14 protein-coding genes are annotated in these 16,477 nt (G+C 72.0%); 3 read left to right on the top strand and 11 right to left on the bottom strand.

All coding sequences use genetic code 11. The features are described from left to right. Positions 1-53: 53 nt before the first annotated feature. Together HB370_RS22860 and HB370_RS22865 are read right to left on the bottom strand one after the other, a co-directional pair. Positions 54-3,083, bottom strand: coding sequence for an NACHT domain-containing protein (locus HB370_RS22860; RefSeq protein WP_030781635.1), 3,030 nt, complete (start codon positions 3,081-3,083; stop codon positions 54-56). A 61-nt stretch (positions 3,084-3,144) separates the two neighbouring features. Then, a complete protein-coding gene (locus tag HB370_RS22865) occupies positions 3,145-3,804 on the bottom strand; it encodes an HAD family acid phosphatase (RefSeq protein WP_030781632.1) in 660 nt (219 codons plus the stop codon). 473 nt (positions 3,805-4,277) lie between these two features. On the opposite strand from HB370_RS22865, the gene HB370_RS22870 reads away from it, so the two are divergent. Beyond that, positions 4,278-4,829 (top strand): M23 family metallopeptidase, encoded by a 552-nt coding sequence (locus tag HB370_RS22870; protein WP_030781628.1) that lies wholly within the window; start codon positions 4,278-4,280, stop codon positions 4,827-4,829. A 28-nt stretch (positions 4,830-4,857) separates the two neighbouring features. Here HB370_RS22870 and HB370_RS22875 read toward each other — a convergent pair whose 3' ends face one another. Continuing rightward, positions 4,858-5,460, bottom strand: a complete 603-nt coding sequence (locus HB370_RS22875; protein ID WP_030781625.1) for a TetR/AcrR family transcriptional regulator — start codon at positions 5,458-5,460, stop codon at positions 4,858-4,860. A 128-nt stretch (positions 5,461-5,588) separates the two neighbouring features. Here HB370_RS22875 and HB370_RS22880 point away from each other — a divergent pair, with 128 nt between their 5' ends. Beyond that, on the top strand, positions 5,589-7,157 hold the full coding sequence (locus HB370_RS22880) for an MDR family MFS transporter (protein ID WP_030781622.1): 1,569 nt from the start codon (positions 5,589-5,591) through the stop codon (positions 7,155-7,157). A gap of 221 nt (positions 7,158-7,378) precedes the next feature. Here HB370_RS22880 and HB370_RS22885 read toward each other — a convergent pair whose 3' ends face one another. The 6 genes from HB370_RS22885 to HB370_RS22910 form a co-directional block, all read right to left on the bottom strand. Beyond that, positions 7,379-8,137, bottom strand: coding sequence for an SDR family oxidoreductase (locus HB370_RS22885; RefSeq protein ID WP_051815611.1), 759 nt, complete (start codon positions 8,135-8,137; stop codon positions 7,379-7,381). Positions 8,138-8,221: 84 nt separating this feature from the next. Continuing rightward, positions 8,222-9,574: a two-component system sensor histidine kinase CseC gene (cseC, locus tag HB370_RS22890; RefSeq protein WP_030781615.1), complete on the bottom strand. Its 1,353-nt coding sequence runs from the start codon at positions 9,572-9,574 to the stop codon at positions 8,222-8,224. Positions 9,575-9,584: 10 nt separating this feature from the next. Then, on the bottom strand, positions 9,585-10,283 hold the full coding sequence (gene cseB / locus HB370_RS22895; RefSeq protein WP_030781612.1) for a two-component system response regulator CseB: 699 nt from the start codon (positions 10,281-10,283) through the stop codon (positions 9,585-9,587). 38 nt (positions 10,284-10,321) lie between these two features. Further along, a complete protein-coding gene (locus HB370_RS22900) occupies positions 10,322-10,921 on the bottom strand; it encodes a hypothetical protein (protein ID WP_037701471.1) in 600 nt (199 codons plus the stop codon). A 41-nt stretch (positions 10,922-10,962) separates the two neighbouring features. Beyond that, on the bottom strand, positions 10,963-11,502 hold the full coding sequence (locus tag HB370_RS22905) for a SigE family RNA polymerase sigma factor (protein ID WP_030781607.1): 540 nt from the start codon (positions 11,500-11,502) through the stop codon (positions 10,963-10,965). Positions 11,503-11,776: 274 nt separating this feature from the next. Continuing rightward, positions 11,777-12,652, bottom strand: coding sequence for an A/G-specific adenine glycosylase (locus HB370_RS22910; RefSeq protein ID WP_030781604.1), 876 nt, complete (start codon positions 12,650-12,652; stop codon positions 11,777-11,779). A 179-nt stretch (positions 12,653-12,831) separates the two neighbouring features. Here HB370_RS22910 and HB370_RS22915 point away from each other — a divergent pair, with 179 nt between their 5' ends. Then, positions 12,832-13,668 (top strand): hypothetical protein, encoded by an 837-nt coding sequence (locus HB370_RS22915; RefSeq protein ID WP_208974431.1) that lies wholly within the window; start codon positions 12,832-12,834, stop codon positions 13,666-13,668. A 130-nt stretch (positions 13,669-13,798) separates the two neighbouring features. On the opposite strand, the gene disA is transcribed toward HB370_RS22915, so the two are convergent. Further along, positions 13,799-14,923 carry a DNA integrity scanning diadenylate cyclase DisA gene (gene disA / locus HB370_RS22920; RefSeq protein WP_030781598.1) on the bottom strand — a complete coding sequence of 375 codons (1,125 nt, stop codon included), beginning with the start codon at positions 14,921-14,923 and terminating at the stop codon, positions 13,799-13,801. Between the two features lie 81 nt (positions 14,924-15,004). Further along, positions 15,005-16,414 carry a DNA repair protein RadA gene (radA, locus tag HB370_RS22925; RefSeq protein WP_030781596.1) on the bottom strand — a complete coding sequence of 470 codons (1,410 nt, stop codon included), beginning with the start codon at positions 16,412-16,414 and terminating at the stop codon, positions 15,005-15,007. Positions 16,415-16,477: the final 63 nt, after the last annotated feature.

A 16,477-nucleotide genomic window follows, 5' to 3' on the forward strand; every position in this document is an offset into this window, starting at 1 on the left:
CCTCCGGCGGTTCAGCCGGGTGAAGGGGCCGGTGCCTTTGGGCGCCGGCCCCTTCAGCGTTGTTCCAGGGTGACTTCGGCGTAGGGGAAGAGATGGGCGACGTGGGAGACGGGGAAGGAATGGCCGGGACGGGTCACCAGGACCACCGAGCGCAGGCCCGGCAGCCTGGAGGCCAGGACGGACAGCTCTTCCACGTCGAATGACGAGGAAATGCGCACCTCTTGAATGCCAGGGAGTTCCGGCATGTGGTGCAGGCCCCGGCAGGAGTTCCCCTGCAGATGGAGCCGGACGAGCCCGGGCAGTTCGGTGACACGTCTCCAGTCGTCGGCCGTCAGCTCCGCGGTCAGCAGCCCGAGACTCAGCGTGCGCAATCCCGCCAAGCGCTCCAGTCCGCGCAGTCCTGTGCTCTCGGTGCTGTCCCCACCGAGATGGAGGAACCGCAGTGGAGCGTCGACCGGCAAGATTTGGCCGAGATCGGTGCCCGGCAGCCGCTGGGTCACGGCGAGTCTGGCGAGTGATCGCAGGGTACGCAGTTGCGTCGGATCGGCGATGCCCGAGCAGTCGAACTGAACGAGCGGCAGCTCGGCGAGGCGGTCCACACCATGTGCCGGGGGGCAGCCGTACACCGACAGAGCCCGCAGGGAGCGGAACCGCGTCAGGGCGCACAGACAGGTGAGATACGGATTGCCCGACAGGGTGAGCGCCAGCACCGTCTCGGGTGCCGGCACCGCGGCGACGATGTCCTCGATCCGGTGCGGGCCCAGGAAGTGCAGGCGTTGCCAGGGACGCATCCGGGCCACTTCCGCGCGCTTTTCGGCCGTCTCGCAGGTCAGGATGAGATCCGTGCGGTCCAGGTGGTCCAGCACCTCGGCCGCGTAGACACCGGCGTCGAAGCGCCCCCACGTGCCCACGAGCTGCCGCCGCACATCAAGGTCCGGGTGGTCCCGGAACCGTCGCAGTACCGTCAGTGCCCCCTCCGGCTCCTCCTCCCCGAGCAGGGAGGCGGTGACCGTGACCCCGTGTGCCTCCTCGGCCGTCAGTCCCTCCGGCCCCGGCAGCAGTTCCAGTACCAGCGGGCCCGCCTCCGCCAGGGCGTGAGCGTCCTCCGTCGTCCTGGGCGGTATCAGCGCGCCCGCCCGTTGCTCGACCTCCGCCCGCACGGCCGGGTCCAGGGCCGTCGCGTGTTCCAGGCAGGCCAGGGCCAGCAGGGTCAGGCGTGGGGTGTCGCGGGCCAGCAACTGCCGGAGGACCGACGCCCGTTCGCGTGGCCGGGCGTGGGCCACCGCCATGCGGATGACGTCCTCCCACTGGGTGTCGTCGGCGTGGCTGACGAGGACGTCCAGGTGGCCCTCCTCCACCGCGTAGCGCGCGCCCAGGTAGTCCTGGAAGGTGCGGTGGACGAAGTGGACCACGCCCTGCGCCGGCTGTCGCAGCAGGCCGCTGCGCAGGAGCAGCGCCCGCAGTACCGTCGCCGCGTCCCCGGACGCCGACGCGATCGTGGGCAGGCAGCGCTCCACGATTCCCTCGGCCGTATCGAGGTCCATCTCCGTACGGCCGCTCAGCACCAGCGCGTACGCCAGCCGCTGGAGCAGTTCCAGCTGGGCCTCCTCGCCCAGCTCGGCACCCATGCCCCGCTCCCGGTCCCGGCGGGCGAGGAGCATGGTGAGGGCCGCGTCGTACAACTCCTTGCGACCGGTGGGGAGATAACCCCGCCGCTCGCGGTGCAGGGCGCAGATCAGGCCGCACATCAGGGGGTTGGTGGCCAGCCGGGCCAAGTCGCGCTTGGTGCGCAGGGAGTCCAGGAGCGGCTGTTCGTACTCCGGTGCCCGCGCGGCCTCGTGCCAGCGGTGCACGAACGTGGCCACCTCGGCGCGACGCATCGGGGCCAGGGTCAGTTCCCGGAAGCCCTCGTCGGCGAGCCAGTCGGGGCGTACGGCGGTCGGGCGGGAGGTCAGGAGGACGGCGTTGCCGGGGTAGGCCGCGAGCAGGGAGCGCAGCCAGTCGCGGGTGCGGTGGCGGTCGGCGGCCGGGATCTCGTCCAGGCCGTCGACCAGGATCAGGCCCCGGCCCGCGGCCAGGACGCGCTCGGCCCAGCCCTGGGGCGGGGTCAGCGGGCAGCCCACCGCCGCCAGGAAGCCGTCCGGCGCGGGCAGAGGGCCGGTGCGGATCAGGGTGCGCAGCGGCAGGACGTACGGGATCCGGCCGGCGTCACGGGCCGCGGTGACCGCCAGCCACTGCACCAGCGTCGTCTTGCCGGAGCCGGCGTCCCCGCGCAGCAGCACCCGGGAGCCGCCGGCCAGCGCCTCCTCGGCGGGCAGCCGGCCGGGCGCGGCGGGCGGGTGCCCATGGGGCTCCAGGTCGGACGGCCGCTCCTCCTCGGTGGTCGCCTCCAGGCTCAGATAGGCGACTTGGAGCGGCCAGCGGTCGGGGGAGTCGCGCAGGTCGATGCCGTAGATGGTGATGTGGTCGTGGCGGTCGGCGAGGTAGGGGAGGTAGCGGCGTTCGAAGGCCGCGTCGCGGGCGTCGGGGCGCGGGGTGCGGGCGATCAGCTCGTCCACCTTCGCTATGAGCTCCGCCTGCGCCCGGCTCTGCTCGACCAGGGTGCGGGCCACGAAGGTGGACCGCCGGGTGAAGAACTCCAGGATGTGCAGGCAGGCCCACTCGGTGGCGGAGTCGAGGAAGGCGTGGGCGTCGGCGGACAGGCCGTCCGGCGGCGGGGCGTGGCGCAGCAGCAGCCGGGCGAGTTCCGCGCTGCCCAGCCGTACGGCCTGTACGTCGTCCATCTCCAGGTCGCCGAGGGCGAGCAGGCGGCGGGCGAGCGCGTCGGCGACCGCCGTCTGCTCGTCGGCGGGGAACGGGGGCTCGCCCGGTGACTCCACCGCCTGGGTCACGATCCGTTCGGCGAGCCGGTGGACCTCCTTCTCGCCCAGTGTCCGCTTCTCGCCCCGGAACGACACCAGTGCCGACAGCCGTACCGGCCGGTCGACCAGGCCCGCGCCCGGGCCGTCCTGGACGAACAGCTTCCTCACCAGCGGGCCGATCAAGCCGGAGACCAGCTTGCCGCCCAGTACGACCGGCTCCATCCGTCACCCCCGTGTGCGTACCGCGTACGGAGGGAGCCTAGCCAAGGGTGCGCGGTGGGGGTTACGACAACTGGCCGTCGTAGTCGGGCAGCTTGAAGGTCTTCTCGGCGTGGCCGCCGGAGAGGTCCGTGGCGTTGTTGCCGATGTTGGCGATGATCGTGTAGCCGTCGTTCTCGATGCCGACGCGCTGGGCGGTCTTGTAGGCGGCGACGTCCTTGAAGAGGTCGCTCAGGCCGCGGACGTACAGGCCGGAGACCTCGTAGCCGTCGTGTTCGAGGTTGTACTCGGTGGGCCAGTACAGGACGCCGGGGCGGGCGGTGACGAAGAAGAGGGAGACGCCGTGCTCCTGGGCGTAGCGGGCGGCGTCCAGGACGGGCCGGTTGGCGGGCTGGGGGTAGCTGAAGCCGAAGTCGGTCTCCAGCGTGGTGTTGTCTATGTCGAAGACGATCGCCTGCTTCTCGCCGGGCCGGGCGGCGGCGATGCGCTGCTTCAGGTAGGGCAGGGCCTGGTCCATGACGGCCTGGCAGTCCTTCTGCCAGGTGGCGTAGTCGACCTTCGCGGAGGCGGCGGTGGCGGTGGCGGTGGCCACGGAGCGGGCCGGGGCCGGCGGCGTGCCGTCCGCCGCCTGTACGGCCGGGGCGGTCCCTACGGCCAGGGCGGCCAGCGCGGCGATGGAGACGGCGGTCACGGAGCTTCGGCGCGCCCAGGGGCGTCTGGTCATCGGTGGGGGTCCTCTCACGTCCGGACGCGCGTCCGTACGCGTCCTGAATGTCAGGGGCATGATCTGAGCCGAGGGTGGCGCGAGAGGAACCGTAGGGTTACCGGACGGTAGGTGAATAGAGGTCTGCGTCACAATTCCGCCCCTGCCCGTTTATCCGGCCGGTGATGTGCCGCACAGGACGTAAGTCACCTACTAAGGCGCCCGGTAGATGGAAATAGGCGGATAAAACGGACTTTTAGTGCGGAAGTTGCGGCGGAAGGCAGAGAAAAGCCCGACGTCAGGCGCGGTGCCTGCCGGGTGGGGAAAGTGCCGGAATCGCCGTTTTAGTAGGGCATCTACTACTCACCGCCGTAGTTGGGCCCTTTGTCAGGCTTCGGGGTGCTCGGTTACCAAGTAATGGCCGCTTCGGTGGATGTCCTCGTGGACGTTCGCGCACCGGGTGGCCGACCAGTCCCCGAACTCACGAGGTCACGATGTTCCGACGCTTCACGTCCCGCTCCGCCCGTACGTCCTCGCTCCGCACCCGCGTGGCCGTCCTGGCCGCCGGTTTCGGCGCCACGGCCGTGCTGGGCACCGGGGTCGCGAGCGCCGCCACCGCGTCCGCCACGTCCTGGGTCGACCCGGTGAAGCACTACACGCTCTCCGCCGGCTACATGCAGGCCGGCAGCCACTGGGTCGCCAAGCACAGCGGCCAGGACTTCGCCGTGCCGACCGGCACCGAGGTCGTCGCCGTGCACGGCGGCACCGTCGTCAAGGCCGGCCCCAACGGCGCCGGTGACGGCCCGGCGTACGGCAACGCCATCGTCATCAAGCACGGCAACGGCACCTACTCGCAGTACGCGCACCTGTCCCGCATCGATGTGCGGATCGGCCAGGTCGTGGCGACCGGCCAGCACATCGCGCTGTCGGGCTCCACCGGCAACTCCACCGGTCCCCACCTGCACTTCGAGATCCGCACCACCCCGAACTACGGCTCCGCCGTCAACCCGGCCGCCTTCCTGCGCGCCCACGGTGTGACGGTCTGACCCAGGCCCTGTCGTTCGGCGACGGGACCTAGTCCCCCTTGTGGCGGGCGTGTTCGTGCGCCTGCCGGATCATGTCCAGGGCGACTTCGAGAACGGCCTCGCGCCTCTTCTCGGGGTCGTCTTCGACGTCCTGGAGCACGAACATCCCGGCGTGCAGCGTGAACATCGCGCTGACCGAGCGGACCTGGTCCACCAGCTCCGCCTCGGGCGTGATGAGGATGTCCCGCAGCCCGCGCATCCGGTCCTTGAAGGTGTCACCGATGCGCAGCTCACGGACCGTCGCCTGGTTCTCCTGCATGAAGCGGAAGAGCGGTTCCGCGCCCGCGAGCGCCTCGCTGTAGCGGCGGATGATCTCCTCTTTGGTCTCCAGGGTGCCCGGCTGCCGTCTGCCCCACTCGATCAGGTCCTCGATCGGTTTCGTCAGATCCTCGAAGAGGCTGACGATGATCTCTTCCTTCGTCTTGAAGTGGTAGTACAGCGCCGCCTTGGTGACGTCGAGGCGCTCGGCGATCTCCCGCAGGGAGGTCTTCTCGTACCCCTGCTCCGCGAAGAGCTCGAGGGCAACGTCCTGGATGCGCTGGCGGGTGTTGCCGCGGCGCTGCTGCTTGGTGCCGTCCATGGTGCCGCCCATCCTCGTACTCCTCGGGCCCCCACGGAAACTTACTTGACGCCCGGCTAGTAATCCCTCTACCGTCCCAGTGTACTGAGAACTAGCCGGGCGGCAAGTAAGTATCGCCCCGTGGGGGAAACGGAAAGACGATGGCGGACACGGCAGAAGACGTTATAGCGGGCAAACGCCCCCGAAGCGTGCGAGTGGTGTTGCTCGCGCTCATGATCGCGATGATGCTCGCGATGCTCGACAACATGATCGTCGGCACGGCGATGCCCACGATCGTGGGTGACCTGGGCGGTCTGGAGCACCTCTCCTGGGTCGTCACCGGTTACACCCTCGCCACCGCGGCCTCCACGCCGGTCTGGGGCAAGGTCGGCGACATGTACGGGCGCAAGGGCGCCTTCCTCGGCTCCATCGTGATCTTCCTCATCGGCTCGGCGCTGAGCGGCATGGCCCAGGACATGGGCCAGCTGATCGGCTTCCGGGCCGTGCAGGGGCTCGGCGCCGGCGGCCTCATGGTCGGCGTCATGGCGATCATCGGCGACCTGGTGCCGCCCCGGGAGCGGGGCAAGTACCAGGGCATGATGGCCGGCGTCATGGCGCTGGCCATGATCGGCGGTCCGCTGGTCGGCGGCACCATCACCGACAACTGGGGATGGCGCTGGGCCTTCTACATCAACCTGCCGCTGGGCGCGGTCGCCCTCGCGCTGGTCACCGTCGTGCTCCAGCTGCCGAAGAAGCGGTCCAAGGCGGGCATCGACTACCTGGGTGTCGTCCTGCTGACCGTCGGCATCACCGCGATCGTGCTGGTCACCACCTGGGGCGGCACCGAGTACGCCTGGACCTCCGCGCGGATCATGGAGCTGACCGGCATCGGCGTGGCCGCGCTGATCGGGTTCGTGTTCTGGCAGACCAAGGCCGCCGAGCCGGTGGTGCCGCTGCACATCTTCAAGAGCCGCAACTTCACCCTGATGGCCGTCATCGGCTTCATCACCGGCTTCGTGATGTTCGGCGCCACCCTCTTCCTGCCGCTGTACCAGCAGGCCGTGCAGGGCGCGTCCGCGACCAACTCCGGTCTGCTGCTCCTGCCGATGCTCGGCGCGATGCTCCTGACCTCGATGGTCGCCGGACGGATCACCACCAACAGCGGCCGGTACAAGATGTTCCCGATCGCCGGCGGCGCCCTGATGATCGTCGGCCTGTACCTGCTGTCGACGATGGACACCGGCACGAGCCGGTTCACCTCTGGCGTCTACATGGCCGTGGTCGGCGCGGGCATGGGCTGCCTGATGCAGATCACCATGCTGGTCGCGCAGAACAGCGTGCAGATGAAGGACATGGGCGTGGCCTCCTCCTCGGCCACCCTGTTCCGCACGCTCGGCTCCTCCTTCGGCGTCGCCATCATGGGCGCGCTGTTCAACCACCGCGTCCAGGACGTCATGGCCGAGCGGGCCGGCACGGTCGGCGCGAAGATGACCGCCAAGTCGGCGCAGCTGGACGCGGACAGCCTGGCCAAACTGCCGGCGGCGGCCCGCGAGGCATATCAGCACGCGGTGTCCTCCGGAACGCACTCCGCGTTCCTGCTCGGCGCCGTGATCGCGGTGCCGGTGCTGATCGCGGCCCTGTTCGTCAAGGAGGTGCCGCTGAAGGGCGGTCCGAAGGCGGCCGGCGAGGGCGCGGAGGCGGCACCGCAGCCGATGGTGGAGGCCGTCTGATCCTCCCGGCCCGGAAGGCTCCGGCGGGCGCGTGTCCGCCCGAGCCGGCCCGGTCTCCCCGGTCTCCGAGGCCCTGGTCCAGGAGGCTCGGTCCCGAAGGCCCCGGTGCGTGTCCGCCACCGGGGCCTTCGGCCGTCTCCAAGGGGCCTTCCAGCGCCCGGCGCCCGGCCCCGCCTACGGTGACGAGCCGGCGCTGCCGACCGAGGCCCCCGGGGTGCCGGTCAGCGCAGTGTGTAGCCGCCGTCGGGGTACAGCGTCGAGCCGGTGGTGAAGCCGTTGGTGAACAGGAACACCACGGCCTGCGCGATCTCGTCCTCCGTGGCGAGCCGGTGCAGCAGCGTGTCCCTGCGGTACTGCGCGAACGCGGCCTCCCGGTCCGCGGCGGGACGGCCCGCCCACAGGTTGCCGTCGACGGTGCCGGGCGAGACGACGTTGACCCGGACCGGCGCCAGCTCGACCGCCAGACCGCGCCCCAGCCCCTCGATCGCGGCGTTGCAGGCCGCGTAGGCGGGCGCGGGCGCCGGCGGGCGGGCACCGGCCGCGCCGGACATCAGGACCACCGAGCCGTCGGCGGCCAGCTTCGGCGCGGCCTGCCGGACGGCGTGGTACTGCCCCCAGAACTTGGAGACGAACGGGCTCTCGGCGTCCTCGTCGCTGAGGCCGAGCATCGGGCCCACCCGGTAGGAGGCGGCGGAGGTGAACAGGTGGTCCACCCGCTCCAGCGGTGCGAAGAAAGCGGCCAGCGACGCCCGGTCGGTGGTGTCCACGGTCCGCCAGGAGGCCGCCGGTCCCAGTTCCCGCGCGGCGGCGGCCAGCCGGGCCGGTGTCCGCCCGCCGAGCACCACCTCCGCACCCGCCGCCACGGCCTGGTGCGCCACCCGCAGCCCGATGCCCGATCCCCCGCCGATCAGGACCACGGTGCGTCCCCGCAGCGCCGGGGTGCCCGGTCCGGGGTCGGTGGAGGGGGTGCGGCTGCTCATCGGCGCTCCGTACGGTCCGTGGGCGGACAGGGTCGACCGTGATCAACTGGCCTGCTCCCAGCGGTATTCCGGGTCCCCCAGTCTCTAACCCGCCCCGGACACCGGAAGCACCGGATAGCTGCCCGTGTTGGTCGGGGCGTGCTCCGGCAGCCACAGGACGGCCACCGCGCCCTCCGCGGGCGTGCCGGCGGGCGTGCCGGCGGGGCGTACGTTGCGGAAGGTCAGCCGGGCGCCGAGCACCCGGGCCTGGCCGGCCGCGATGGTCAGGCCCAGCCCGTGGCCCTGACCGGCGCGGTCCTTGCTGCCGGTGCGGAACCGGCTCGGCCCCTCGGCCAGCAGCTCCTCGGGGAAGCCGGGGCCGTGATCGCGGACCCGGATGACCCGGCCCTCCACGCTGACCTCGACCGGCGGCCGGCCGTGCCGGGCCGCGTTGGCGAGCAGATTGAACAGCACCCGCTCCAGGCGCCGCGGATCGGTGGTGACCTCCGACTCGTGCACCACCCGTACGGCCACGTCCGGGTCCTTGGCCGCCACCCGGCGCGCCACGAACTCGCCCAGCATGATGTCCTGGAGTTCCGCCCGCTCCGAGGCGCTGTCCAGCCGGGCCACCTCCAGCACGTCCTCGACCAGCGTGCGCATCGCCTTGGCCCGGTCCAGGACCAGCTCCGTGGGCCGGCCGGGCGGCAGCAGCTCGGCCGCCGTCAGCAGTCCGGTCACCGGGGTGCGCAGCTCGTGCGCGATGTCGGCCGTGACCCGCCGCTCGGCCTCCAGCCGCTGCCGCAGCGCGTCCGCCATGGCGTCCACCGCGCGCGCCAGATCGTCGGTCTCGTCGCGTACGACCCCGCCGATGGCCTCCCGCACCCGTACGTCGGTCTCGCCCTTGGCGACCCGGTTCGCCGCCGCCGCGGCCTTCCGCAGCCGGCGCGACAGCTGGCCGCCGATCAGCACGCCGAGCGCGCTGCCGCCGAGCACCACCGCGACCGAGCCGATGACCAGGGCCTGGTCCAGATCCCTGAGCATGTCGACGCTGCGGTCGGGCAGGTGCATGTGCACGGACAGCACATGCCCGCCCTTGACCGGCACGGCCGCCCAGATGTCCGGGTCCTCGCCGTGCCGGGAGACATCGCTGGCCCGCCGGCTGCGCCCGACGCTCTCGCGCAGCGCGTCCGGCAGCTCGGGGTCGTCCACCTTGACGTAGGGGAAGACCGGTCCCCGGTTCAGCTCGTAGTTGCGCTGGGCCAGCACCAAGCGGTCGTTGGCCAGCTCGCGCGCGTTGTCCAGCATCGAGACCCGGGCCGCGTTGTGCACGACCAGGCTGAGCACGACCGCCACCAGACCGGCCACCAGCGCGATCGCCGCGCTCAGCTTCCATCTGAGCCCCGTGCGCAGTCCCGCGCGCTCCATGCGCCGGACCGGGTTCCGCAGGATCCCCCGCATACCGCCCCGCTCAGGCCTTCAGCTTGTAGCCGAAGCCACGGACCGTCTCGATCCGGTCCTGGCCGATCTTCTGCCGCAGCCGCTGGACATGCACGTCCACGACCCGGGTGTCCCCGCCCCAGCCGTAGTCCCACACGCGTTCCAGCAGCTTGTCGCGGGAGAGCACGGTGCCCGGCGCGGAGGAGAACTCCAGCAGCAGCCGCATCTCGGTCGGGGTGAGCGCCACCGGCCGCCCGGCCCGCCGTACCTCCATGCCGTCGGTGTCGATCTCCAGGTCCCCGAAGGTCAGCGTGCCGGTGACCGCGTCCCCGGACTCCTGCGCCCGCTCCCCGCCGGCGTGCCCGAAGCGGCGCAGCACGGCGCGGATCCGGGCGACCAGCACGGCACCGTCGAACGGCTTGGTCACGTAGTCGTCGGCGCCCGCCTCCAGGCCGAGGACGACGTCGATGGAGTCGGCGCGCGCCGACAGCATGATCACCGGCACGGTGGACTCGTCCCGGATCCGCCGGCACAGGCTGACCCCGTCCAGGCCCGGCACCATGACGTCCAGCAGGGCGATGTCGGGACGGTTCGCCCGGAACGCCTCCAGGCCCGACAGGCCGTCGGGCATCGCGGTGACCGCGAAGCCGTCCCGCTCCAGGGCGAGCTGGGTGGCCTCGCGGATGACGTCGTCGTCCTCGACGAACAGGACGTGGGTCTGGTCTGCCATCCCGGTGCTCTCAGTCCTCGTGGTGTGCGTGTGGGGGATCAGGTGGCCGGCACGGGCCGCGGGGACCCGTCGGCGGACTTGCCGTACTCGTTGCGGGTGGGCTTGCCCGGGACGAACCGGCCGGCCTTCCAGGTGTAGGGGGTCACGACGTCCCCGGACGGGCTGGAGATCGGATCGTCCTGCTCGTAATACTGCCTGGTCACCGACAGGGTGCCGCGGTCGATCTCCGCGTAGACCGGGGACTCCTCGCTCTTGAAGACGTTCTTGAACACCCCGTTGTCGTCCCGGTACACGTACGAGCCGATGCCGACCCAGTCCGCGCAGGTCATCACGTTGATGACGACGTCGTCCACCGGGGCGTCGGTGAGATCGCCGTACGAGACGTCCACCTGGTAGTCGTCGCCGTCGCACGGCTTCAGCTCCCGCTTGACCGCCGGTGACACCTGGGGGTCGCGTTTGAGCAGCGCCACGGCGTCCACCCGCCGGAACTTGCCGAAGGCGCTCGCGGAGGGGGAGGCGCCGGCCACCGCCGCGGCCGAGGCGTGCGCCGGGCCCTCGTCCCGGGCGCCGGTGCCCCCGCTGCCACAGGCGGCGAGGAAAAGGGCGAGGGCGGCGAGCGCGGTCCCCACCGCGATCACCGCCTGTGAACTCCTTCGGACCCCTTCGGGTCCGGCCCCGGTCAGGCCGCGCAACGCTCCCGCTCCTCACGCTCCAGCGCGCGTGCGTCCAGATCGCGGGCCTCCAGCTCCTCCCGGAGCCGGGCGAGCGCCCGGTGCAGCGTGCTCTTGACCGTACCGGCCGACATGCCGAGGGCCGCGGCCGTCTCCTCTGTGGACATCTGCTCCCAGTGTCGCAGCACCACGACACTGCGCTGCTTCGGTGCGAGCACCTTCAAGACGTCCATCAGCAGGGCCCGGTCGGCGTGCTGCTCGGTGGAGTCGTCCACGGAGGCGTCCGGCAGCTGCTCGGTCGGCACCTCCTCAAGCTTGCGCGCCCGCCACCACTCGGTCCGGGTGTTGATCATGACCCGGCGCAGATAGGCGTCGGCGAGCCGCTTGTCGGCTATGCCCTCCCAGCGGCCGTACGTCCGCACCAGCGCGGTCTGCAGCAGGTCCTGGGCGTCGACCGGGTCCGGAACCAGCCGGCGGGCGCTGCGCAGCAGCGCGTCCTGCCGGGTGCGGACGTACTCCTCGAATTCGAGCACCTCGCCCTGCGCCATGATCAACCGCCTCCGTTCCCCGTCGCGTCTCCGGCTCGTGCCGGAAGTCCCGCTGTTCCCGCGCCCGGTGGTCCGCCGGGCACGGAGAAGAAGCTACGGAGCGGTTGTCACGGGGCTGTGCGGACCAGCCTGCGGCCGGCAATCGGCTATCCGTCGGTTGTGTAACGGAAGCCGCGACGGGGTAGAGCGCGCGGGAGTTACGTCCCGTTATGGGAGGCTTTGCCGCCTCTGATCCTTCGTAACGGACACCGTGGGACTGTGACCTGGCTGTGCGTCAGCCCAGCGGCAGCCGGTACAGACCGCCGGGCAGCGGCTCCACCAGACCGTCCGCGACCAGCCCGTCCAGCGCGCGGGCCCGCTGCACCGGCTCGTGCCACACCCGGTCCAGCACCGCCTGCGGCACCGGCGCGTGCGCCTCCCGCAGCACGGCCAGCAGCTTGCCGCGCACCTGCCGGTCCGTGCCGGCGTACGTCTGCCCGCGCCGCGGCGGCCCGGAGTGCTCCGGCTTGCCCGCCAGCCGCCAGGCGCACTGCCCGGCGATCGGGCACCGCCCGCACCCCTCGTTCTTCGCCGTGCACACCAGCGCGCCCAGCTCCATGGAGGCGGCGGCCCAGCGCGCGGCGGTCCGCTCGTCCTCGGGCAGCAGCTCCCGCGCCAGGCGGCGCTCGGCGGCCGTGGTCGCGTTCGGCGGGTACTGCACCCCGGTCACCGCCCGCGCGATCACCCGCCGCACATTGGTGTCCAGCACCGGGTGCCGCTGCCCGTACGCGAACGAGGCGACGGCCGCCGCCGTGTACTCGCCGATCCCGGGCAGCGCCAGCAGCTGCGCGTGGTCCGTCGGCACGTCCCCGCCGTGCCGCTCCGTTATGGCGACCGCGGCGCCGTGCAGCCGCAGGGCCCGGCGCGGGTAGCCGAGCCGGCCCCAGGCGCGCACCGCCTCGCCCGGCGCCTCCTTCGCCAGGTCGGCGGGGCGCGGCCAGCGGGCCAGCCATTCCTCGTAGACGGGCAGGACCCGGTTCACCGGGGTCTGCTGGAGCATGAACTCGCTGACCATCACGCCCCACGGGCCCGCCTCCGGGCGGCGCCAGGGGAGGTCACGGGCATGGGCGTCGAACCAGGCGATCACGGGGGCGTGGAGCTTCTCAGTCATGGCCCTTCGATCCTGCCACGGGTGGCCGGGCGTCGTGCGTGAGGGCGCGGTCACCGAGCGTGGCGAAATATGAAGAACCGTGCCGCCCAACGCAGTTACCGGAATGATGATCCGGAAAAGTTAGCTGCGGCACGGCGGGTGAAGCGAGCAAGCGCGGTGATCTCTCGTACAGTTTGCGCGTGGGATCTCTGCGCAATCCGGTCGGGCCGCTTCCCTCCTCCATCTACTGGCGTCGGAGGGTCGTACTGCTGTCCGTGGTCGCTCTGTTGGCGCTCGTGATCACGTTGATCGTCACCACCGGCGGCGGGGGCGGCAAGAAGAACACCTCCGGGTCCGACGGCAAGAACCCCACGCACGTCATCACCCCGGGACCGAGCCAGTCCGGCCCCGCGATCAGCCAACACCCGGGCGGACGCGACGAGTCGGGCGGCGACGACACCGGCGGCGGCGCGGACTCCGGGAGCTCCGGCGGCGGCGCGACGGGGTCGGCCGGCGGCTCCGGCGGCTCGTCCGGTGCCGGTGGCTCCTCCGGCTCGGCCGGTTCCTCCGGCACGGGTCCGGGTTCCGGTGCCGCCGTCGCCGCGGGCGACGCGCTCCCCGGCTCCTCCGCACTGCCCGACTGCCCGTCCTCAGCAGTGGAGTTGGGCCTGCGCAGCGTGCGCAACTCCTACTCGCCGGACCAGACCCCGACCTTCGAACTCACCGCGAAGAACGGCTCGTCGGCGGACTGCAAGGTCGATCTCGGTCCGAGCCACACGGTGTTGACGATCACCCCGGCGGACGGCGACGACGCCTTCTGGTCCTCGGACGACTGCCCCAAGGGCCCGGGCAGCCTGGCCTTCCGGGTGCCGGCCGGCCAGAGCGTCACCTACACCGTCAAGTGGGACCGCAAGCCGAGCGCCGCCCACTGCGGCACCCCGTCCGGCGGCCCGGCCAAGCCCGGCACCTACCTGCTGGAGGCCAAGGCTCCGGGCCTGGCCGAGGTACAGGCGTCGTTCGTCCTGTCGGCGGACTGAAAAGAGCGCCCCGAAGGGGCGCGGGGCCGTAGCAATATGCGGCTCCGCCGCGTGGGCGCGAGCAACCACGACGAATCCGCACACGCCGTACGACACAAGGACCCGAGCTGTCAGGCGCCCGGCCGAATTTCTAGACGTACCGCTCCAGGATCGACGACTCCGCCAGCCGCGACAGCCCCTCCCGTACGCTGCGCGCCCGCGCCTCGCCCACGCCGTCCACGGTCTGCAGGTCGTCCACGCTCGCGGCCAGCAGCTTCTGCAGGCCCCCGAAGTGCTCCACCAGCCGGTCGATGATCGCGCCCGGCAGCCGCGGCACCTTCGCCAGCAGCCGGAAGCCGCGCGGCGAGACCGCCGAGTCCAGCGACTCGGGCGACGCGGTGTAGCCCAGCGCACGCGCCACCGTGCCCAGTTCCAGCAGTTCCGCGTGGGTCAGCGCGTCCAGCTCGGCCAGCGCCTCCTCGACCGTGCGGGACCGCTTCGCCGTCGGCTCGGGCACATAGTCGCGGACGACCAGCTCGCGGTCCGGCTCGACCCCCGCGATCAGCTCCTCCAGCTGGAGCGCGAGAAGCCGGCCGTCGGTGCCCAGCTCGACCACGTACTCGGCGATCTCGGTGGCGATCCGGCGGACCATCTCCAGCCGCTGCGCGACCGCCGAGACGTCCCGGACCGTCACCAGGTCCTCGATCTCCAGCGCCGACAGCGTGCCCGCGACCTCGTCCAGCCGCAGCTTGTACCGCTCCAGCGTCGCCAGCGCCTGGTTCGCGCGGGACAGGATCGCCGCCGAGTCCTCCAGGACGCGCCGCTGACCGTCCACGTACAGGGCGATCAGCCGCATCGACTGGGAGACCGAGACCACCGGGAAGCCGACCTGCTTGCTCACCCGGTCCGCCGTGCGGTGCCGCGTGCCCGTCTCCTCCGTGGGGATCGTCGGGTCCGGCACCAGCTGGACGCCCGCGCGCAGGATCTTCGACAGGTCCGACGACAGCACGATGCCGCCGTCCAGCTTGCACAGCTCCCGCAGCCGGGTGGCCGTGAACTCGACGTCCAGCACGAACCCGCCCGTGCACATCGCCTCGACCGTCTTGTCCGAGCCGAGGACGATGAGACCGCCGGTGTTGCCGCGCAGAACCCGTTCCAGGCCGTCGCGCAGGGGCGTGCCCGGCGCCACGGCGCTCAGCGAGGCGCGCATCAGACCGTCGGAACCGGCACTCCCACCGGACTTGCCGGGAGCCGCTGCCCGGTCGTTGGCTGCCACTGCACTCCTCCGGTCGCAGGTTCTGACGCGGCCCCCGCACCCGCACTCGGTTCGTACGGACGGGCGAGACCAGGGCAAAGTCTACCGGCGCTCCTCCGCCTCCCGTGGGGCCTCTCGGCGACGGGAGCGCGGCAGAACCCGCAGCGCGTCCCCTATGTCGGCGACCTCCAGCACCTTCATGCCGGGCGGCACCTTCCCCGGGTCGGACGGTACGAGGGCGTGCGTGAAGCCCAGCCGGTGCGCCTCGGCGAGCCTGCGCTGCACCCCCGTGACCCGTCTGACCTCGCCGGCCAGGCCCACCTCGCCGATCGCCACCAGGTTCTTCGGCAGCGGGGTGTCGCTGGCGGCGGAGGCCAGGGCGAGGGCGACGGCGAGGTCGGCGGCGGGCTCCGACAGCTTCACCCCGCCGACCGTCGCGGAGTAGATGTCCCGCTTGCCGAGCGCGCTGATCCGGCCGCGCTGCTCCAGGACGGCGAGCATCATCGACACCCGCGAGGTCTCCAGGCCGGACGTCGTACGCCGGGGAGAGGGGATCTGCGAGTCCACGGTCAGCGCCTGCACCTCGGCCACCAGCGGGCGGCGGCCCTCCAGGGTGACGGTCAGGCAGGTGCCCGGCACCGGCTCGGCGCGGCGGGTCAGGAACAGGCCGCTGGGGTCGGCGAGGCCCGTGATGCCCTCGTCGTGCAGCTCGAAGCAGCCGACCTCGTCCGTCGCCCCGTACCGGTTCTTCACGCCCCGCACCAGGCGCAGGCGCGCGTGCCGGTCGCCCTCGAAGTGCAGGACGACGTCCACCAGGTGCTCCAGGAGGCGGGGGCCGGCGATCGCGCCGTCCTTGGTGACGTGGCCGACCAGCAGCGTGGACATGCCGCGCTCCTTGGAGGCGCGGATCAGGGCGCCGGCCACTTCCCGGACCTGCGCCATGCCGCCGGGCGCGCCGTCGATCTCGGGCGAGGCGACCGTCTGCACCGAGTCGAGGATCAGCAGGGACGGCTTGACCTCGTCCAGATGGCCGAGGACGGCGGCCAGGTCGGTCTCCGCGGCCAGGTACAGATGGTCGTCCAGGGCGCCGATGCGGTCGGCGCGCAGCCGCACCTGGCTCGCGGACTCCTCGCCGGTGACATAGAGGGTGCGGTGCTCGGCGCTCGCCGACTTGGCGGCCACGTCCAGCAGCAGGGTGGACTTGCCGACGCCCGGCTCGCCCGCGAGCAGGACCACCGCGCCCGGCACGAGACCGCCGCCGAGCACCCGGTCCAGCTCGGGCACGCCGGTGGTGCGGGCGGTGGCCTGCCGGCCGTCGACCTGGCCGATGGGCAGCGCGGAGGTGCTCACCCGGCCCGGCGCCGTCGTGCGGACCGCGGGCGCGCCGTACTCCTCGACCGTGCCCCACGCCTGGCATTCGGGGCAGCGGCCGAGCCACTTGGCCGTCTGCCAGCCGCACTCCGTGCAGCGGTACGACGGGCGGTCCTTGGTGGTCTTGGTACGGGCAGCCATGCGCAAACCGTAGCCCGCGGCACTGACAACGCGGCGGGAGCGACCGCTTCCCGGCCGCTGCTT

Source organism: Streptomyces sp. DSM 40868, from assembly GCF_011820545.1.
GTDB lineage: Bacteria > Actinomycetota > Actinomycetes > Streptomycetales > Streptomycetaceae > Streptomyces > Streptomyces eurythermus.